Origin of the sequence: Chryseobacterium lathyri (genome assembly GCF_003290185.1) — a bacterium.
Classification (GTDB): Bacteria; Bacteroidota; Bacteroidia; order Flavobacteriales; family Weeksellaceae; genus Chryseobacterium; species Chryseobacterium lathyri.
Genome location: NZ_QNFY01000004.1, coordinates 270,520 through 289,451, shown reverse-complemented (window position 1 = coordinate 289,451; position 18,932 = coordinate 270,520). Strand labels below are relative to the sequence as shown.

The 18,932-nt window shown below is 36.0% G+C and carries 20 protein-coding genes and 1 tRNA gene; 17 read left to right on the top strand and 4 right to left on the bottom strand.

Translation table 11 applies throughout. From position 1 onward, the window contains the following. Positions 1 to 2: 2 nt before the first annotated feature. From DRF61_RS07330 to DRF61_RS07320, 3 genes are read left to right on the top strand one after another with little or no spacing between them, the layout of a single operon-like run. The gene (locus DRF61_RS07330; protein WP_111955528.1) at positions 3 to 470 is read left to right on the top strand and encodes a DUF1648 domain-containing protein; all 468 of its coding nucleotides are present in this window, start codon (positions 3 to 5) and stop codon (positions 468 to 470) included. Beyond that, complete coding sequence (locus DRF61_RS07325) at positions 467 to 811, top strand: cupin domain-containing protein (protein WP_111955526.1); 345 nt, start codon at positions 467 to 469, stop codon at positions 809 to 811. Before DRF61_RS07330 ends, DRF61_RS07325 begins: the two co-directional genes overlap by 4 nt. 4 nt (positions 812 to 815) lie before the next feature. Then, positions 816 to 2,048 carry a 3-deoxy-D-manno-octulosonic acid transferase gene (locus DRF61_RS07320; protein WP_111955524.1) on the top strand — a complete coding sequence of 411 codons (1,233 nt, stop codon included), beginning with the start codon at positions 816 to 818 and terminating at the stop codon, positions 2,046 to 2,048. Here the strand turns inward: DRF61_RS07320 and DRF61_RS07315 are convergent. Genes DRF61_RS07315 through DRF61_RS07305 form a run of 3 tightly spaced genes read right to left on the bottom strand, consistent with a single transcriptional unit; the run spans position 2,040 to position 4,439 of the window. Then, a complete protein-coding gene (locus DRF61_RS07315; protein WP_111955522.1) occupies positions 2,040 to 2,666 on the bottom strand; it encodes a deoxyuridine 5'-triphosphate nucleotidohydrolase in 627 nt (208 codons plus the stop codon). The genes DRF61_RS07320 and DRF61_RS07315 overlap by 9 nt on opposite strands. After that, positions 2,666 to 3,421 (bottom strand): glycosyltransferase family 2 protein, encoded by a 756-nt coding sequence (locus DRF61_RS07310; protein ID WP_111955652.1) that lies wholly within the window; start codon positions 3,419 to 3,421, stop codon positions 2,666 to 2,668. The genes DRF61_RS07315 and DRF61_RS07310 overlap by 1 nt, the downstream gene beginning before the upstream one ends. A gap of 22 nt (positions 3,422 to 3,443) precedes the next feature. Next, complete coding sequence (locus DRF61_RS07305) at positions 3,444 to 4,439, bottom strand: acyltransferase family protein (RefSeq protein WP_146897169.1); 996 nt, start codon at positions 4,437 to 4,439, stop codon at positions 3,444 to 3,446. A 178-nt stretch (positions 4,440 to 4,617) separates the two neighbouring features. On the opposite strand from DRF61_RS07305, the gene DRF61_RS07300 reads away from it, so the two are divergent. The 14 genes from DRF61_RS07300 to DRF61_RS07235 all read left to right on the top strand — a co-directional run bounded on the left by DRF61_RS07300 (position 4,618) and on the right by DRF61_RS07235 (position 18,372). Continuing rightward, on the top strand, positions 4,618 to 5,091 hold the full coding sequence (locus tag DRF61_RS07300; RefSeq protein WP_111955518.1) for a lipocalin-like domain-containing protein: 474 nt from the start codon (positions 4,618 to 4,620) through the stop codon (positions 5,089 to 5,091). A 196-nt stretch (positions 5,092 to 5,287) separates the two neighbouring features. Further along, on the top strand, positions 5,288 to 8,101 hold the full coding sequence (leuS, locus tag DRF61_RS07295) for a leucine--tRNA ligase (RefSeq protein ID WP_111955516.1): 2,814 nt from the start codon (positions 5,288 to 5,290) through the stop codon (positions 8,099 to 8,101). A gap of 240 nt (positions 8,102 to 8,341) precedes the next feature. Further along, a complete protein-coding gene (locus DRF61_RS07290) occupies positions 8,342 to 9,205 on the top strand; it encodes a MotA/TolQ/ExbB proton channel family protein (protein ID WP_034723277.1) in 864 nt (287 codons plus the stop codon). Between the two features lie 68 nt (positions 9,206 to 9,273). Then, the gene (locus tag DRF61_RS07285; RefSeq protein ID WP_111955514.1) at positions 9,274 to 9,876 is read left to right on the top strand and encodes an ExbD/TolR family protein; all 603 of its coding nucleotides are present in this window, start codon (positions 9,274 to 9,276) and stop codon (positions 9,874 to 9,876) included. Positions 9,877 to 9,891: 15 nt separating this feature from the next. Further along, positions 9,892 to 10,464, top strand: a complete 573-nt coding sequence (locus DRF61_RS07280) for an ExbD/TolR family protein (protein WP_111955512.1) — start codon at positions 9,892 to 9,894, stop codon at positions 10,462 to 10,464. A gap of 23 nt (positions 10,465 to 10,487) precedes the next feature. Continuing rightward, the gene (locus DRF61_RS07275; protein WP_111955510.1) at positions 10,488 to 11,330 is read left to right on the top strand and encodes an energy transducer TonB; all 843 of its coding nucleotides are present in this window, start codon (positions 10,488 to 10,490) and stop codon (positions 11,328 to 11,330) included. A gap of 75 nt (positions 11,331 to 11,405) precedes the next feature. Further along, complete coding sequence (locus DRF61_RS07270; protein ID WP_111955508.1) at positions 11,406 to 11,603, top strand: DUF308 domain-containing protein; 198 nt, start codon at positions 11,406 to 11,408, stop codon at positions 11,601 to 11,603. Beyond that, complete coding sequence (locus tag DRF61_RS07265) at positions 11,593 to 12,465, top strand: PstS family phosphate ABC transporter substrate-binding protein (protein WP_111955506.1); 873 nt, start codon at positions 11,593 to 11,595, stop codon at positions 12,463 to 12,465. The genes DRF61_RS07270 and DRF61_RS07265 overlap by 11 nt, the downstream gene beginning before the upstream one ends. Before the next feature lie 91 nt (positions 12,466 to 12,556). Next, complete coding sequence (locus DRF61_RS07260; protein WP_111955504.1) at positions 12,557 to 14,206, top strand: tetratricopeptide repeat protein; 1,650 nt, start codon at positions 12,557 to 12,559, stop codon at positions 14,204 to 14,206. A gap of 167 nt (positions 14,207 to 14,373) precedes the next feature. Next, positions 14,374 to 15,093 (top strand): bacillithiol biosynthesis deacetylase BshB1, encoded by a 720-nt coding sequence (gene bshB1, locus DRF61_RS07255; RefSeq protein WP_111955502.1) that lies wholly within the window; start codon positions 14,374 to 14,376, stop codon positions 15,091 to 15,093. Positions 15,094 to 15,128: 35 nt separating this feature from the next. Beyond that, positions 15,129 to 15,204 (top strand) — tRNA-His (locus tag DRF61_RS07250). Positions 15,205 to 15,524: 320 nt separating this feature from the next. Next, complete coding sequence (locus DRF61_RS07245; protein WP_146897166.1) at positions 15,525 to 15,830, top strand: hypothetical protein; 306 nt, start codon at positions 15,525 to 15,527, stop codon at positions 15,828 to 15,830. Positions 15,831 to 15,834: 4 nt separating this feature from the next. Then, positions 15,835 to 16,032, top strand: a complete 198-nt coding sequence (locus DRF61_RS07240) for a hypothetical protein (RefSeq protein ID WP_111955498.1) — start codon at positions 15,835 to 15,837, stop codon at positions 16,030 to 16,032. Between the two features lie 42 nt (positions 16,033 to 16,074). Then, entirely contained in the window at positions 16,075 to 18,372 is a 2,298-nt protein-coding gene (locus tag DRF61_RS07235; RefSeq protein WP_111955496.1) for a VCBS repeat-containing protein, read from the top strand. Positions 18,373 to 18,519: 147 nt separating this feature from the next. Here the strand turns inward: DRF61_RS07235 and DRF61_RS07230 are convergent, their stop codons facing one another. Next, positions 18,520 to 18,855: a DUF3276 family protein gene (locus DRF61_RS07230; RefSeq protein ID WP_034701927.1), complete on the bottom strand. Its 336-nt coding sequence runs from the start codon at positions 18,853 to 18,855 to the stop codon at positions 18,520 to 18,522. Between the last annotated feature and the right edge of the window lie 77 nt (positions 18,856 to 18,932).

Below are 18,932 nucleotides of genomic sequence, written 5' to 3'. Positions count from 1 at the left end.
GAATGGAGAATATTATTTTCACAGCTTTTGATATTTTTAATTTCGGATTGGTGGTTTTTTTCTGGTGGTTTACCCTGAAACATTACAAAACCCTTCCTAAACGAATTCCGGTACATTTCGATTTTGACGGAAAGGCTGATAATTTTGGAAACAAAGCCTTTTCTTTTTTAACACCGATTCTGGGAACGGCTTTCTATTTTATGTTTGTATATACCTTAAGACATCCGGAAACCGCTAATTTTCCTGTAGAAATCACAGACCAGAATAAGGATGCCCAATTCCTGATCATGGAAGTTTTTATAAGATGGCTATTTGTATTAATAATGTTTATTTTTATGAATAGTCAGGATTATATGTTCCGTTATTCCTTTGATGAAAACGTGAAGCCTAGAGTTCCATTATCTACAGCTATTTTATCGGTAATAGGAAGCCTGATCGTGGTTTTTATTTTTGTAGCGATATTCAAATGATATATTCTAAAGATAATTCAGTACACTATACCTGGGGAAACGGCTGTGACAGCTGGATCCTGAATGATTCCCACAATCTTTCCGTAAAGCAGGAAAAAATGCCTGCCGGAACTGCTGAAAAACTGCATTTCCATGAAATGGCAGAACAGGTTTTTTATATTTTAAAAGGGGAAGCCATATTGTATATCAATAATGAAAAGTTTTCTGTTAAGGCGGGAGAAAGTATTTCCATTCAACCTAAATCAGAACATTTTATATCCAACGAATCTCAGGATGAAGTGGAGTTTCTTGTTATCTCCAGCCCATCTACCCATAACGACCGAATTGAAATTGAAAAATAATTAAATGTCTTTCTTATACAACATATTTGTCAGCCTGCTCATTTTCGGAATGAAAGTTTTCTCTTTGTTTAATGATAAAACTAAAAAAGGAGTTGAAGGAAGAAAGCAGTCTTTACACAAAGTAAAAGCTGCATTTTCGCCCTCAGACAAGGTGATCTGGATGCATGCGGCCAGTCTCGGCGAATATGAGCAGGGGCTTCCTGTTTTGGAAAAGTTGAAAGAAAAATTTCCGGAGCACAAGATCCTTGTCACCTTCTTTTCTCCATCCGGTTATGAAAATGTTGTAAAAAAGAAACATATCGCAGATGTGATCTGCTATTTGCCTTTCGATAAAAAAAGTAAGGTAAAAGAGTTTATTTCCCGGTTTGATACAGAATTGTTTTTTACGGTTAAATATGACTACTGGTATCATCTTCTGGCAGAGCTTAAAGAGCATGGAGCTAAGATTTATGTAATTTCTGCCTTGTTTTATGAAAGCCAGGCTTTCTTCACATCTTATGGAAAATGGTTTGTAAAGCAGCTCAAAAAAGAGGTAGACTGGTTTTTTCATCAGACCACCTTTTCTTATGCATTAGCCAAGAGTATTGGATTGGTCAATTCTTCAGTAGCAGGAGATACAAGGTTTGACAGGGTAAAACAACTCCGGGCAAGAGATAATCATGTTGAATTTATTGCAGATTTTATAGGAGAGCATCAATCTGTTGTATTCGGAAGCTCGTGGCAGGCTGAAGAAAAGATTGCTGCCACAGTTTTCAGAATGAATGCTGATTTGAAACTGATTATTGCTCCCCATGATCTGAAAAGAGTGGAGCATTTGAAGAATATTTTCCCCGAAGCCCTATTATACAGCGAAATACGAAATACGGAGCTTTCCGTTTCCAGACATCAGATTTTAATCATCGACAGCATTGGTTTGTTGTCAAAACTATATTCTTATGCAGATGTGGCGGTGGTAGGCGGAGGTTTTCATGATGCAGGTCTGCATAATATTCTGGAAGCAGCTACGTTCGGGACTCCTGTGATTTTTGGGGATCATTATAAAAAAAATCCTGAGGCAGACGATCTGATTGCAGCCGGCGGAGGAAAGTCTTTTTCAGAAGAATATGCCGCAGCAGATTTTGTATTGTTTCTTCTTAATAATGAAGAAGAGTTACAGGAAATGTCTGGAAATGCAAGAAAATTTATAAAAGAAAAGCCGGATGCCACAAATCTTATCCTGCAGAAGATATTATCGTAAAAATCCCTGACTTTTGGTGTCTTTCATGATCTGCTCTATATTTTCCGGAATATTATCAGATTCAAGCCAGTTAATATCCAGACCATTATTGATGCAAAGTTTCTGCAAATAATGATTTTCAGAGATTTTATTTCGTGTTTCTCTCAGGAGCTCATCAATTTCCATCCAGTAATCTTCGTCCAGCTTTTTTGTTAATACCAATGCCTTAAACACTTTATTAATGATATAAATGTAGAGCTTGTACACATTATCAAATCGCTGTCTGCTGAAATCACTGTTGGAATCCAGAATTCTGTTCACCAGCAAAAGATTCAGAGAAACTTCCCCGAATTTATCCGTTGTAATTTTGATGTGCTCTGTTATTTCTGCACTCAGCTTTCGGATAATAGTAAGAAAATATTTGGCGTTTCCAACATATTTTGAGGCCAGAAGAACCTGTTCTGCAACATTCTCTTCCATAGCATTTCTCTTATCATCCGTAGTTTCCTGATCGATCAGTTCAAAATACAGTTTTTTAGATAAAAGCTTATCTTTTTTCAGCAATCTGAAAATAAGCCGGTCTTTTTCTATGCTGGAAAAAGCACTTAAGGCAGCTTTAAACTCTTTTGAATATTCCATTAATTGAAAATTTTAGAATATTTCAGAAATCCGTTTATGGCCCAATTGGCCGTATAATAAAAGGATTTTACAGTAGAAAACCCCATAAAGTCTTTGTAGACCAGATACTGATCCTTAATGATATTTTTTTTCTTTCGGGAAACACTGTTCTCACGCATCCTGTATTTTGCCAGTGTCTTATTGATGGGCATTCCTTCAGGAATTACTTTTAACAGGTTTAGCCACATCACGTGATCTTCACGCTTGCTTTTTATAGGGAATAAGAATTTCCCCACCCTTTTGGTATCGTACATGGTAGAAACCGGAGCCAGTCTGCAGGTTTTCAGAAGATTGGAGAAGGTTACTATCTTATCTGCCAGGAAATCTTTTAAAACAGGCTGTAACTGCTCATTACATCTTGAATAATTGCAGTAGACCAGTTCCGCATTATTTTCCTGCATATAATCTGTCATCGTTTCCAGATATTCAGGATACCAGAAATCATCAGAATCCAGAAAAGCAATATATCGCCCAGTGGCTCTTTCCAGGCTGTTATTTCTGGCATTTCCGGCACCGCCGTTTTTCTCCAGGACCTGTAATTTTATCCTGGGATCATTGTATTTTCTTATGATTTCTACGGTATTATCTTTGGAAAGGTCATCGGTGATCAGCCATTCCCAATTGTCATAGGTCTGGTTTAGAACAGATTGTATCGTTTCTTCGATGAATTCGGCAGAATTGTAACAGGGAGTGATGATGGAGACCAGGTCTTTCATTTGCATTTTTACTGGGGTAAAATTATAAAAATTTTTTCTCATAAAGATGCCAAGATGCAATTCCTACTCCGATAACGACCAGCATACACAAAAAGCTCATGAAAAAAGGATTGTAGTTGGCAAACAGTCCAAGCGTAGCAAATACCCTGATAATAGGAAAGTGGAAGATATAAATACCGTAAGTGAAATCTCCGTATTTCCCAAAATTGTTCAGAAATTTGAATGAATAGGCAATATACAGAACAATAATACTTATCATGATAGGTGAAAATAATTTGATATGTAAGATCAGATCTATCCAAACCGTAATAATAGCAATGATGAAGAGCGTGTTTTTATATTTGATAAACTGATCAAAATAAAAATAGCCCAGCATCCCGCCTATAAAATAACATAGCGAGCCGGGCAACTGTTTGGATATGGAGATTTTTCCGGCCATTTCAAAATAATTAAGGAAAACTAGAGAAAGAAAATACAGAATGATCAGGCTGATATTCCTGTACTTATTATTTTTTCCGAATAATAAAAAGATTAAGGGAACAACAAAATAAAAGCACATTTCAATCTTAAGCGTCCATAGAGCACCGTTGACTGCTTCATTCCCGAAGACCCCGGGAAGAGAAGGAGCCATGAAATTCATGAAAATAGAATTCCAGAAGAAATATTTATAAACCTGAACGTTTCCGAAATAATCGGAAAGAGGCAACGTACTTACCAGACTCAGCAGGACAGTACAGAGTAAAACAACCAAGAGATAAGCGGGAACAATTCTGGAGATTCTTTTCTTTACGTAGCTTTTCAGGCTGGAAGATCTCTCATAACTCCTTGCAATAAGGAATCCACTGACAATGAAAAACGAAAAAACGGCAACTTCTACAGGACTGTGTGTTAAAAAAGTAAGCTGGCTGGAGTCACTTAAAGCTCCCAAATGTCCTACAAAGACAATGAAAGCAAGGAGAACACGGATGAAGTCAAAATTATTTTTCGTTATACTCTGCATTTTTGTTTCTTTCTGCAAAAATAGTTTTTTTAATAGATAGGGGAAAAACTGAGATTCAATATTTTGTTAAATAAAGGCTGTTTTAAAGGATAATACTTTAAAATTTTCAGAAATATAGATTATCAAAATAATTTTTCACAAAAAATGAGGTTATAAATCAAAAAAATTATAATTTTAGCCCTTGAAAATTTTATATATGAAGAAATTAGCATTACTATTTGCAGGTTTATCATTATTTGTAGCTACAGGATGTAATGATGATGGCGATAATGAGATGGAATATCCTCTTGTAGGTGTCTGGCAGCCGCTTAAAGAAGTGGTTACTACCGTAGAAGTAGGTGAGGAGCCTGTTTCCGATCTTATTACGTATACCGACTGCCAGAAAGAGGGCAGATGGAGATTCAATACTGAGGCATCGGGAAAAAGAACTGAATGGGGAGAGATTGGTACAACTCCACAATGTGCTATTACGTCAGACAGAAACTTTACTTATACCTATGATAAAAGTGCAAAAACGGTAATAGTTAAGTATCAGGGTACCGTAGAACCGTCCAATGGTAAAATAATTACGCTCAATGATGCTACCTTAAATATAGCATTCAGAGAAGAGACCCAAGATCCGACTGTATATAAAACGAGAACATTTACAATGAAGAGAATTCCTCAATAAATAAAATATACATTTTATACCTAAATACAGATCTCATCTCCGGATGAGATTTTTTGTTGAAGGGCATTTGTGAATTAATCAAAATTAAAATTTCCATTTCTTTTAAAATCATTATTTTTGTGAATCTTGATTTAGAATTAATGATAAGAATTAAATCTAATATCTAAAGTCTAACATCTAACATCTATTATAAAAAGTGTTTTACGATCATCAGCAGATAGAAAAAAAGTGGCAGAAGTACTGGGAGGAAAATCAGACCTACAAAACCTCTAATAACACAGACAAACCTAAATTTTATGTTCTCGATATGTTTCCGTATCCATCCGGAGCAGGACTTCATGTGGGGCACCCGCTGGGGTATATTGCATCAGATATTTATGCGAGATATAAAAGACATCAGGGGTTTAATGTTCTTCACCCGGTAGGATACGACAGCTTCGGTCTTCCTGCTGAGCAATATGCCATCCAGACAGGGCAGCATCCTGCGATCACAACTGAGGAAAATATTAACAGATATGAAGAGCAGCTGAAAAAGATCGGTTTTTCATTTGACTGGAGCAGAGAAGTGAGAACTTCAGATGCATCCTATTATAAATGGACGCAGTGGATCTTTATCGAGCTGTATCATTCATGGTATAATAAAAATACTGATAAGGCAGAACCTATCCAGACTTTGATTCAGCATTTTGAAGAAAAAGGAACTGAAGGATTAAATGCCAATCAAAATGATGAATTAAATTTCACTGCAGAAGAATGGAAAGATTCCTCAGACCTTGATAAAGAAGATATTTTACTCAACTATCGTCTGGCTTACAGGGCAGAAACTACCGTAAACTGGTGTCCAGCCTTGGGAACTGTATTAGCGAATGATGAGGTAAAAGACGGAAAATCTGAAAGAGGGGGATTTCCTGTATTCCAAAAGAAAATGATGCAGTGGAGCATGAGAATTTCTGCCTACTCTGAAAGATTATTACAGGGATTGAATACATTAGACTGGCCGCAACCTCTTAAAGATGCCCAGGAATACTGGATCGGGAAATCCCAGGGAGCACAGGTTAAGTTTCAGATAGAAGGTCATGACGAGATCGTTGAGGTATTTACAACAAGACCTGACACTATTTTCGGGACAACATTTATGGTGCTGGCTCCTGAAAACCCTTTAGTGGATACCATTACTACAGAAGCTCAAAAAGCAGAAGTAGATTCTTATATTGAAGAAACTTCCAAGAAAACGGAAAGAGATAGAATGGCTGACGTGAAAAACGTGAGCGGTGCTTTTACGGGAAGTTATGCTGTCAATCCTTTCAGTGGAGAAAAAATGCCAATCTATATTTCAGATTATGTATTGATGGGTTATGGAACAGGAGCTGTAATGGCCGTTCCTGCACATGATGAGCGTGATCACAGATTTGCGAAGAAATTTAACCTTACTATTAAAAAGGTAGTGGATACCGATGAAGATGTTCAGGAAAAATCTTTCGATGCTAAAGATTCGGTCTGTGTGAATTCTGATTTCTTAAACGGATTGAATTATAATGATGCCAAATCAAAAATAATTTCTGAAATAGAAAACAAAGGAATTGGTCACGGAACCACGAACTACAGGCAGCGTGATGCTATTTTCTCAAGACAGCGTTACTGGGGCGAGCCGGTTCCTATATATTATAAGGAAGGAATGCCTTACACACTTCCGGTTTCTGCTTTGCCGCTGGAACTTCCGGAGGTTGAAAAATATTTACCGACTGAAGACGGAGATCCGCCACTAGGAAATGCAAAAGTATTTGCCTGGGATGAAGCCAATCAGAAAGTGGTTTCTACAGACCTTATTGATGATAAAACCATATTTCCGTTAGAATTGTCTACCATGCCGGGTTGGGCGGGAAGCTCATGGTATTTCCTTAGATATATGGATCCGAATGATCAGGAGGTTTTTGTTAAAAAAGAATTGGCGGATTATTGGGGACAGGTAGATTTATACATCGGAGGTAGCGAACACGCAACCGGACACTTATTATATTCCCGATTCTGGAATATGTTCCTAAAAGACAGAGGCTATATTAATCAGGATGAACCTTTCCAAAAATTGATCAACCAAGGGATGATTTTGGGGATGAGTGCATTTGTATACAGAATTGATGGAACCAATCAATATGTTTCAAAAAGTCTGGCCGGTAATTATCAGACTCAAAAAATCCATGTTGATGTATCCTTATTAAAAGGAACCTCTGATGAATTGGATACCGAAGCTTTCAAAGCATGGAGACCGGATTATACGGATGCGGAATTTATTTTGGAAGACGGAAAATACATTACTGACCGTGAAGTGGAAAAAATGTCCAAGTCTAAATACAACGTTGTAAATCCTGATGATATCTGTGAAGAATACGGAGCAGACGGATTAAGGCTGTACGAAATGTTCTTAGGTCCTTTGGAGCAATCTAAACCATGGAATACACAAGGGTTAAGCGGAGTGTATGGTTTCCTTAAGAAATTCTGGAACCTGTATTTCAACGGTGATACATTTGAAATTTCCGATGAAGAGCCTACAAAAGCAGAATACAAAGTTTTACATACCTTAATAAAGAAGGTGGTATATGATATTGAGAACTTCTCATTCAATACCTCTGTATCTTCATTTATGATTGCTGTCAACGAGCTGCAAAAAATAAAATGCAACAAACGCAATATTTTAGAACCGTTAGCCGTTATCATCTCTCCATATGCGCCACACATCTGTGAAGAGCTTTGGAGCCTGCTGGGACATAAAGAATCCGTGGAATTCGAGAAATTCCCTGTATTGAACGAGGAATACCTGGTTGAAGACGAAATAGAATATCCGGTAAGTATAAACGGTAAAATGAAGTTCAAAATTTCACTTTCTGCTCAGTTATCGGCCAAGGAAGTGGAAGATTTGGTGATTTCGGATGAAAGAATGCAACCGTTTTTAGAAGGTAAAACACCTAAAAAAATCATCGTCGTGCATCACCGTATTGTGAATATCGTAATTTAAAAAAAAGTTAACATTGGCAAATTAAAAAAAATGAAGGTCTTATTTTTTTAAATTTCTAACTCAAATGTTAAAATTGAGAAAAATAAATAAAATAATTTAAAATAATTATTATATCGAAATCGTATTAAATTTTCTTTATCAGAAAAATGCAAAATGTTTATTTAAGACTCTTGCATTTTAATTAATTTTGCCTTTAATTTACACCCTGTAAAATTTTAAAACAATATAATTTAGTTAAATATGGAAATGAATGTTTCAAAAAATGATGAGCAAGTAGTTGCTAGAAAAGCAGGAGGTTTAAACCCGGCTGTTATTATTCCTATTTTATTCGTTATAGGAGTTTGTATTTATTTATTTGTTCTTGGGAACCCAGGAAACTTTAAAGACGCAGAAAAGCTAGGTGGCGGATCTGTAGCTTTCTCAAGTGTTGAAGGAAAAGACATTCACCCAGAATCGTTTTTAGGTATTATCTACAAAGGAGGGGTTATCGTACCAATCTTGATTACTTTCATGATCACAGTAATCGTTTTCTCTTTTGAAAGATATTTCGTACTAGGTAAAGCTGCTGGAAAAGGAAACTTAGACAACTTCGTAGTACAAGTAAGAAGCTTATTGAATCAAAACAAAATTGATGAAGCTTTAGAAGAGTGTGACAGACAGCAAGGATCTGTAGGTAACGTAGTGAAAGAAGGTCTTACTACTTACAAAGCACTTTCTCACGATACTACTTTAAATAAAGAGCAGAAAATGGTAGCTCTTAACAAAGCTATCGAAGAGGCTACTACTCTTGAAATGCCAATGCTTGAAAAGAACATGATGATTCTTTCTACTTTAGGTACTGTAGCTACGCTAATCGCACTTTTAGGAACTGTAATCGGGATGATCAAAGCATTCTTCGCATTAGGTTCAGGTGGTGGTACTCCAGATGCTGCTGCACTTTCTACAGGTATCTCTGAAGCCTTGATCAACACGGCATTAGGTATTGGTACTTCAGCTATCGCGATTATCCTTTATAACTTCTTTACATCTAAAATTGACGGATTAACTTATAAGATCGACGAGATCGCTATGAGCATCCAGCAGTCTTTCGCTGAATTCAACTAAGAATTGAATTTGTAGCAAGGAATTTGTATTCCAATTAAAAGAAGTTTAATTTAAATAATTCAAAAACAATGGCGAGAGTCAAACCAAAAAGACATGGAGTAGTGACGGATATGACGGCAATGTGTGACGTTGCCTTCCTACTACTTACGTTCTTTATATTGACCACTCAGTTTAAAAAACCTGACGTGGAGCAGATTAAACCGCCATCTTCAATATCAGAGAAGTTACTTCCTGATGCAAGTTTGATGACCATCAACGCGACTCCGGACGGGAAATTCTATTTCCAGCCAGTAGAAAATGCATCAGAGAGACTACAGCTTTTAGACAAAATGGGACAAAAGTATAACATGACTTTTGACAACAAACAAAAAGCTGCATTTCAAAAAGTACAAGCAATTGGGGTTCCAATGAGCCAACTGAAAAGCTATCTCGATTTGTCAGATGAGGAGCAAAAGAACTTTAAGAGTCCTACCGGGATTCCTATGGATAGTACAAATAAGCAGTTAGTAGACTGGGTACAACAGAGTTTGAGCGTAAATCCTGATTACAAATTAGCAATCAAAGGAGACGTTACCACTGAGTATCCTAAAGTTAAAAGCCTATTTGAAGGTTTAAGAGATATTGATTTTCTTAAATTCTGGTTGATTACATCACAAGAAGGTAAACCATAATAATATCATTTAGAAATGGCAGAAGTACAAGTACAGGAAAAAGGCGGCAAAGGCGGCAAGGTACGTTCCAAGAAGCAGAATACCAGAGTAGATATGACTCCGATGGTGGACTTGGGTTTTCTATTGATTACCTTCTTTATGTTCACAACCACATTCAGTAAACCGAATGTAATGGATTTGGGGCTTCCGGCAAAACCGAAAGAAAAAGATAAAAAACCACCTCCAACAGAAATTAAACTTTCTAACTCAATTTCTTTATTATTGGGTAAAAACAATAAGATTTTTTGGCATCAGCAGGATAATACTTCTTTAACTGATCAGAATCTTAATGAGACTACTTTTGATAGAGAAGGGATCAGAAAAGTAATTGAGCAGGCAAAAGCAAATGCGGCAGATAAAACAAAGTTTACTGTTATTATCAAACCGACTGACGATGCTGTATATAAAAACTTTGTAGATATTCTTGACGAAATGGCGATAACCAAAAGCGAGCAATACGGGGTAACCGATTTGAAGCCTTGGGAGAAAGCTATTTATGATAGAAAAGTTGGAAATAATGGAGCTCCGGCTGCACCGGCTACAAAGTAATTTAACCATAAAATTGTATATCTATGGCAGATGAAAATGTATACAATCAGAATCTTACTTTAGATGAGATTGTATTTGAAAATAGAAACAAGGAATATGGTGCCTATGATCTTAGACATCAGTATCCAAGACTTCTGACAAAATCTTTTATTGTCGGAACGGCATTATTCCTGGTTGCGGCTTTGTCTCCTTTTATTTATCTTACGATTAAGAGACTTACTGCTCCGCCTAAACAAGAAGTGAAGGCAGATTTGGTAGAAATTCTTCAGGAAGATAAAATTATTGACCAGCCAAAAGAAGAAGAACCACCTCCACCACCTCCACCTCCAAAAGAAGAGGAGAAAATTGAAGTGATCCAGAACGTGGTTCCTGAGCCTGTAAAAGCTCCTAAGATTGAAACACCACCGCCACCAATTTCTAAGCAGTTAGAAACGACGACAGGTTTAAATAATCAGGAAGGGGTAAAAGCTCCGGCTTATACACCACCACCACCACCGCCATCTACTGGTACTAAAGCCAGTACAGCGGAAGTAAAAACAAATAATCCTAATGAGATCTACAAAGATGTAGACCAGTCTGCAGAATATCCTGGAGGTATGGGTGCATTGAGAAAATTCCTTGGGGAAAATTTTGATACTTCTTTAATGGAAGGAGGTGAAGGTACACTTAAAGCTAAGCTTAAGTTCGTTGTAGAAAAAGACGGAACAGTTTCAGCAGTTACTATTGAAGAGAAATCTCCAAATAGCGACTTCAACAATGAAGCAATTCGTGTAGTTAAGAAACTTAAAAAATGGACTCCTGCGAAAAGAAACGGGGAGAGCGTAAGATCTTACTATAGCGTACCATTTACTATGAACTTTGAATAATACTTATTTATTCAACTTATAAATAAAAAGAGAAGCATATGCTTCTCTTTTTATTTTTTTTGGTATTTTTGTTACATGATGTTCAATTGGTTATCCTTAGTTACAGGATTATTTTATATCGTATTGGGAATTGTAGTTATTATCTACAAGTTTTTCTTCACGATTTTGGAGCCTGCCATTGCCTACGCGATGGGTGCAGTGCTTATTCTTTATGGAATATTTAGAATCTATAGAGCAGTTACAAGAATTAAAGATTCCGGAAATGAAGAATAGTTTAAAAATTGTGTTGCTTTCTATAATGAGCATCATTGCAGTAAGCTGCAAAAAAGAAGATAAATCCCCCTCTTATCATAAAGGAGATCTTACCATACTTACGGATGAGTCTTTTAAAAGTGTTACTGAAGCGTTGGCAGACGGATATATGATCAATTATCCGGAAACCCATATCAAAATAGTAACCCAAAAAGAAGATTTGGCTTTTCTTGATCTGTTGAAAGATAAAGCAAGGATAACTGTCATGTCAAGAGATCTGACTCCCGAAGAGAAAAAAGCTTATGAAGAGCAGGTTGATTTGAAGTTTCTTCCCGCCAGATTCGCTGCAGATGCAGTGGTATTTATTGTTCCTAAAGATTCGCCGAAACAAAGTATTTCAATGGATGAAATCAAGAGTGGATTAGAATCTGATGCTAAAAATTTTATTTTTGACGGAACCAATTCAAGCAACCTGAACTTCGTCGCCCAAAAACTGAATAAACAGCCAAAAGACCTTAAATTTTCTATTATTCCGGGAAATCAGAATATTGTAGAAGAATTAGGGAAATATCCGGATAAAATTGGAGTTATTGGGTTAAACACTTTCAGTCGTCCTTATGATAAGACTTCTGAGAAGCTGAGAGATATGGTGAAAATTCTTCCCATAGAGGATAAAGGAAAACTGTATACTGCTGATAACGCAGGTCTTCGTGAAATGAAATATCCTTTTACACGTGTTCTTTATTTTTTAACAAACGAAGGTAACTTTAATATAGCTAACGGATTTATCAGATATTCTTGCACACAGCTTGGCCAGATGATTGTAGAAAAAGAAGGTCTGCAGCCCTATAATATATACAAAAGAGAGGTACAGATGCGTTAAATAATATTAAATAATATTATACCCACCGTAAAAATATTATTTTGGTCTGAAAATTGTGGAGCATATAACTCAAAATATAGAAAATATAAAAATGAAAGATATAATGATTATGAATGTAAAGAAAATTGCTTTTGGAGCGGCCGTAGTATTTTTTTCCGGTTTTGCCACTGCACAGACATTGCAGGATGGTATTAACAGTATAGACAGTGATAAATATGCGCAGGCTAAAACCAATTTTACAGAAATGGTTGCCAAAGCACCTACAGCAGAAAATTACTTCTATTTAGGAAATACTTACTTAAAACAGGGAGAACCTGATTATGCTAAAGCAATTGAAAGCTTTAACAAAGGTTTAGCTGCTGATAGCAAAAGCTACCTTAACAAAATCGGTTTGGCTACCGTAAAGCTGGGTAAAGGAGATAAAAGCGCAATTGCGGAAATTCAGAAAATTGTAGCGGATTCCAGAGAGAAAGATGCTGAAGTATTATTCAGAGCAGCAGAAGCTTTAACTTTGTTTGAGAAAAATAACGCTCCTGATGCTGCTATTCAGTTCCTGACCAAGGCTATTGAAAAAGCTGAGAAAAAAGGAGTTCCTGCTCACTATTATTATACCCTTGGAGATGCTTACAGAATAAAAAGAGCTCCGGGAGAAGCTATGTCGGCTTATGACAAAGCACTTCCTTTAGCTAAAAATAAAGCTTCTGTTTATACAAGAATGGCTACGTTATGGATGGCTGCACAGCAATGGCAGCAAGCTAAGCAAAGCATTGATAAAGCGATCGGTGTAGATCCGACTTATGCTCCGGCATACAAAGCTTTAGCTTCTTACGATATCAGATACCAGGAAAATGCAAAAGCAACACAAGACCTTATCAACTATACAAAATATGCTGATGAAGATCCATATACCCAATTAGAAATTGCTAAACTATACTTCACAAACGAAGATTATGCAAACTCTAAAACTGTTTTAGATAAAATCTTTGATAAAATTGATGATCCTATCAAATTTAAATTAAGAGCTTATCAGTCTTATGCAGACGGAAATTATGCCGAAGCAAAACAGAACATGGATACTTTCGTATCTCAGGCTGAAAAAACAAGAATACAGCCGGCTGACCAGGGTCTTCAGGGACTTATCGCAGCTGGATTGGCAAAAACTGAAAAAGATGCGGCTAAAAAATCAGCTTTAACTACAGAAGCACAGCAAAAAATTGCTATTGCTAAAGCAGCTAAGGATGAAACAATGAAGTGGGATATGGAGCTTGCAAACATTGCCGGAGGAGGAGCTTCTCAAGCTGAAGCAGAAAAAGGACCATCTACACCGGAAATTGAAGCATTGAAAAAGAAAGTGGCTGCTAACCCACAGGATTCAGATTCCCTGTTTAAGTTGGCAACAGCTTACCAGGATGCTAAAAACTGGAACGGTGCAATCCTTACATGGCAAAAAATGAGTACCCTTCTTCCTGATTGGGCTCCGGCTTATTACAGCCAGGGGTATTCCTATCAGCAGGCAGGAAATAACGATGCTGCGAAAATTGCATATGAAAAATTCATCAGCACAGTAAAACCTGCAGATCAGGAAGCCAACAAGCAGACTTTAGCCTATGCTTACTTTGCAGTAGCCTATATGAATAAAGATACTGATCTTGCAAAAGCTAAAGATTATATAGCTAAATCTTTACAGCTTGATCCTACTTACCAGGATGCTGTAAAATTAAATGCAGAAATCAATAAGTAATTTAAAATTTAAATTATAGATATTAAAACTTCCCATTCTCAATGTTTGGGAAGTTTTTATTTTAAATCTTATCTTTGAAACTATGAAACGCCCGGGGTTAAAAATTCGAAAATGTGAGGGAAATTATTGGGCGTTCCATCTGACAAATTAAAAAATAAAAAGAACAGATGAAAACAGATATACTTGCTTTTGGAGCACATCCTGATGATGTAGAGCTGGGATGTGGCGGAACTATTGCCAAAATGATTTCGGAAGGTAAAACATGCGTTATTGTAGATCTTACAAGAGGCGAGCTCGGAACCAGAGGAACCGATGAAACCCGAAAAGTAGAAGCAGGAGATTCTGCCAGAATACTTGGTGTTTCTGCCAGAGAAAATTTAAAGATGAAAGATGGCTTTTTAGTGAATTCCGAAGAATATCAGATAGAGATCGTAAAAATGATCCGCAAATACCGTCCTGAAATCGTCTTGGCTAATGCCATTGATGACAGACATCCGGATCATGCAAAAGGAGCAAAATTAGTGTCAGATGCGTGCTTTTTATCCGGACTTAGAAAAATTGAAACCGTTTTAGAAGGAGAAAATCAGGAAGTGTGGAGACCGAAACATATTTTTCATTATATCCAGTGGAAAGACATTAAACCGGAGTTCGTTATTGACATATCAGAGCATTTGGATAAAAAAATTGAAGCCTGTATGGCTTTCAAAACCCAGTTCTATGATCCAACATCTAATGAACCGGTTACCCCTATTGCAACAAAAGATTTTTTTGAAAGTCTGACCTACCGTGCTCAGGATTTGGGACGCTTATCGGGAGTTGCTTATGCTGAGGGATTTACGTCTGAGAAGCTCATTGCGATGAAAAATTTTGATGGAATTGTTTGGTAGTTAAAAAATCTTCCCTATATTTGCACTCACAAAACGGTGATTGTAGCTCAGTTGGTTAGAGCGTCGGATTGTGGTTCCGAAGGTCGGGGGTTCGAGACCCCTCATTCACCCAAAGAAAGTACACTTTTTACAAGTGTACTTTTTTATTTTATGTCTGTTTCAATAATAACAGATACTTCTTTTTTCATATCCTTTCTAAAAGTTTTTTTCATCCAGCGCTTATAATTTGTAAGTCAATACACAAAAATGGTTCTATTTAAGTTTTTGAAAATAAATTCAGGGTTTGGTGATTGAAACTTTTATATTTGTTTTGCCAAAATTATGAGAATTAATTCTCTTAAAATGATCTAAAATCAAAACTATTAACATGAAAAAGTTCTTTACAATCCTTACCCCGCTATTTATTAAAGAGGTTGCTGCTGGTAATCTTGATGATGACCCCAAAAGATGAAATTGTATTGTTGATTGATGCTGAAGATTATATGCAAAATGGTGTGTATGCTTATGATATTGATGATAATGGGATAATGATACTGATTGATAAGTCTATAGGCTTTGGTTCAGCTTCAGATTGGAAAGGATTGGCTGTTGGAAATCTGGATGGTGATGGAGCTGATGAAATTATCGCTCATAGAAACTTTGATGGAGATTATAAAGTTTTTAAACTGAAGGAATCAAATGGCGTTAAATTTTTAGATAACATTGGTATTGAAAGTTTTCCTGTATTGCAAAGATAATGTAATGTGCTTTGGAAACTTTGATTCAAGCTCGCAAAATGATGAACTGGTTACTCTTAGAAAAGATGGAGGTATTGTAATGTTTTCTGCGGCAAAAGTTGTCAAAACTCCTCATAATGCTATTAAACAATCAGATCCATGTAAGAATGAGCTGCCGGAAGTATTGTTTAGCTTCCTGGATCCGGCTTGTTTTAATAACTAAAGTTGTTCGAAAATACACTTGAAATAATCACAAAAATAAAATATGAAAAAATTCTTCACAGTTCTTGCTTTCTTATTTGTAATAAAGTCTTATGCTCAATCCTATTACAAAAACCTGTTTGATAGTAAGGGATATGCTGTAGTACCACTTAATTCAACCAGCTCAAACCAAGTAGAATTTTCGTGGATAGTATCTGCCCATATGGAAGCATTGGTAATGATGTATGAAAAAACACATGACGTGAAATATGCTAATGTTTTAATAGGGACTATCGGAAATGTGATTGACAGAAGAGATGATCTTAGAGATCAGGTTCCTGGTCTGGATACAATTTATGATTACCGTCATATTTCTGGTGCTGCATGGTCAACTGATGAGTATAACACAATACCAAATGATGGAAAAACTTATGCTCATGTGGTACACAGTGCTAACATAACTTATCCTATGGCTAAGTTTGCCACAATAGTTAAGAATGACTCTACTCTTCATCATTTAAAATATATTGGGGGAGGGCGTTATAATGATATGAGTTTTAAAGCTATTTCTGACGATCTTAAACAAAAGGTAAAAGAAACTATTGATTATCATGGGGGTCAATGGTATACTGAACCAAATTCTAATACAAATAATAGTATAGGTTATTATAAAGAGCGAAATGATAATCCGCCAATAAATAACGCTGGTGAAATTTTACCGTTTAATATGCAAAGTGCAATGGGAAGAGTATTGGTACAGATGTATTTGGCAACAGATAATCCGGATTATCTTACACAACTTAACCAGATAGCCAATTTTATAAAAGCAAATACCTCTTTTAATACAAATCTGGGGTCCAATAGCTGGACATATTGGAAAACAAGTACTTTGCGGGAAGATATTTCTCACGGTGGTTTAACCATATCTTTTCCTCATGAATGCCGCAAATATAATATTTCCAGAGGTGGAACGCTTATTTATACGGATTCCGATATACAAGCCTATGCTAATACCTTAACGAAAGATATCTATAAGGCTCCTTTGTATATAAATAATGGAGTGAGTTATCCTAATTCACCCTGGGATCTTAAGTATCCACATCCTGTTGGCGAAGACGTAAGTACCTATACATGTTTCCAATGGGCGAGCTTATCTGAATATGATGAAAAAATATATCAGTTACTTGCTGAAATGCAAACGGCAGAAAATTATTATACACCTTTGACACCTGAAAATTTTCCTTTAGTAGTTGCTTATTTGGCTTATTATGAAAACTTAATTGTACCTGTCAATACGGAACATGGATGGGGATCTGGTTCCGATTGGAGAGGAATTGCGAGCGGTAATTTTGATAGAGATAGTGCTAATGAATTTGTTGTCATCAGAAATTATGATGGGATGATAGGAACTATGGAACCTTGTGGTAAAAAATTTCATTCCGTTACAAATGACAAATATTATAGTGGACAGTACAATTGGAGAGGTATAGCAGCCGGAGATTTTTTTGGAGATAGCAAAAGTGAGATAATAGCTTTAAGTAATCATTCCGATCCCGGCAATAATGGAGCTTATATTTTAAAAATTGAAAACAATAATATTGTTGAACAGACAAAATCTATAGGATGGGATGTACAATCTGATTGGGTAGGAGCCGCAGCTGGAAACTTTATTACCGGAGATAAGGATGATTTTATTGCTGTCAAGAATTTAAATAAAGAAGTAATTGTTTTTAAATTTAATGGGACCACTCCTGAGCTAGTTCATACTAATGCTCTTAATCTACCCGCGGATTCTAAAATTGCAGCAGTAGCATCAGGTAATCTGGATAATGATGATAAAGATGAGATCGTATTACTTGTAAATTCTCCAAACATAGCATATAACGGAATACATGTTTATGATATAGATGATAATGGTGTAATGACAAAAATAACCCAATCTACAGGGTGGGGCTCGGCTTCAGAATGGAGAGGACTGGCTGTAGGGGATATCGATGCAAACGGAGTAGATGAGATTTTTGTTCATAAAAATTATGATGGAGAGTATGTATTATATAAATTGAATGGAAATGCCCTGGCTAGTGTGGATGTTGAAAGGTTTCCTATATTACAAACCAAAGATAATATAATGTGTTTTGGAAATTTTGATCCTGCTTCAAAAAATGAAGAACTGGTTACCCTTAGAAAAGATGGAGGGATTGTAATGTTTTCTGCAGCAAAAGTTATTAATAGTACTTCTAATTTTAATCCAAGTAAAATAGCAGATCCTTGCCAGAATGACATCCCAAGTGAACTATTCAGTTTAATGAAATCTCCGTCTTTCATTAAGCAGGAATTGAAAGAAATAGTATTGGTAAAGTAAGAAAATCCTTAATGACGAAATAAAATGTAAAATATTCATCATACTTTAATAGGAACGGGCTTTAGCCCGTTTTTTATGCAAATATGGTTTCAGAGCATAAAAAAAGCATCTTTTTCAGATGCTTGTGTTTTTAGAATATTCTTTTTTTTAAACTTCGTCGTCAGAATCAATTGTGAATGATTTGCTTTTGAAGTCTTTGTCATGCTTTTCTGATATTACATCCTCACCCTTTTCATTAATGATGAAATCTGTGGACTCATTAAACATCTCCTGGAAACTTTTAAAATCCTCTTTGTAAAGATAAATTTTGTGTTTCTCGAATGTAGCTTCACCATTCTCTCCGAAATTCTTTTTACTTTCGGTAATCGTAAGATAATAATCTCCTGCTTTCGTCTCGCGCACATCAAAGAAATAAGTTCTTCTTCCTGCTTTTAACACCTTCGTGAAAATTTCATTTTCATGGCGTTCCTTGTATTCACTCATTGTTAGATATTTTTTAATCTTGTTAAGAACAAATATAAAAGAATTCTTTTAATCACAAAATTTTTTTTATGATTTAT

What these genes read in the sequence shown, in the direction of transcription:
- DRF61_RS07330 (WP_111955528.1), top strand. Translation starts at nt 3, where the DNA reads ATGGAGAATATTATTTTCACAGCTTTTGATATTTTTAATTTCGGATTG.
- DRF61_RS07325 (WP_111955526.1), top strand. Translation starts at nt 467, where the DNA reads ATGATATATTCTAAAGATAATTCAGTACACTATACCTGGGGAAACGGC.
- DRF61_RS07320 (WP_111955524.1), top strand. Translation starts at nt 816, where the DNA reads ATGTCTTTCTTATACAACATATTTGTCAGCCTGCTCATTTTCGGAATG.
- DRF61_RS07315 (WP_111955522.1), bottom strand. Translation starts at nt 2,666, where the DNA reads ATGGAATATTCAAAAGAGTTTAAAGCTGCCTTAAGTGCTTTTTCCAGC.
- DRF61_RS07310 (WP_111955652.1), bottom strand. Translation starts at nt 3,421, where the DNA reads ATGAAAGACCTGGTCTCCATCATCACTCCCTGTTACAATTCTGCCGAA.
- DRF61_RS07300 (WP_111955518.1), top strand. Translation starts at nt 4,618, where the DNA reads ATGAAGAAATTAGCATTACTATTTGCAGGTTTATCATTATTTGTAGCT.
- DRF61_RS07290 (WP_034723277.1), top strand. Translation starts at nt 8,342, where the DNA reads ATGGAAATGAATGTTTCAAAAAATGATGAGCAAGTAGTTGCTAGAAAA.
- DRF61_RS07285 (WP_111955514.1), top strand. Translation starts at nt 9,274, where the DNA reads ATGGCGAGAGTCAAACCAAAAAGACATGGAGTAGTGACGGATATGACG.
- DRF61_RS07280 (WP_111955512.1), top strand. Translation starts at nt 9,892, where the DNA reads ATGGCAGAAGTACAAGTACAGGAAAAAGGCGGCAAAGGCGGCAAGGTA.
- DRF61_RS07275 (WP_111955510.1), top strand. Translation starts at nt 10,488, where the DNA reads ATGGCAGATGAAAATGTATACAATCAGAATCTTACTTTAGATGAGATT.
- DRF61_RS07270 (WP_111955508.1), top strand. Translation starts at nt 11,406, where the DNA reads ATGATGTTCAATTGGTTATCCTTAGTTACAGGATTATTTTATATCGTA.
- DRF61_RS07265 (WP_111955506.1), top strand. Translation starts at nt 11,593, where the DNA reads ATGAAGAATAGTTTAAAAATTGTGTTGCTTTCTATAATGAGCATCATT.
- DRF61_RS07260 (WP_111955504.1), top strand. Translation starts at nt 12,557, where the DNA reads ATGAAAGATATAATGATTATGAATGTAAAGAAAATTGCTTTTGGAGCG.
- bshB1 (WP_111955502.1), top strand. Translation starts at nt 14,374, where the DNA reads ATGAAAACAGATATACTTGCTTTTGGAGCACATCCTGATGATGTAGAG.
- DRF61_RS07245 (WP_146897166.1), top strand. Translation starts at nt 15,525, where the DNA reads ATGATGACCCCAAAAGATGAAATTGTATTGTTGATTGATGCTGAAGAT.
- DRF61_RS07240 (WP_111955498.1), top strand. Translation starts at nt 15,835, where the DNA reads ATGTGCTTTGGAAACTTTGATTCAAGCTCGCAAAATGATGAACTGGTT.
- DRF61_RS07235 (WP_111955496.1), top strand. Translation starts at nt 16,075, where the DNA reads ATGAAAAAATTCTTCACAGTTCTTGCTTTCTTATTTGTAATAAAGTCT.
- DRF61_RS07230 (WP_034701927.1), bottom strand. Translation starts at nt 18,855, where the DNA reads ATGAGTGAATACAAGGAACGCCATGAAAATGAAATTTTCACGAAGGTG.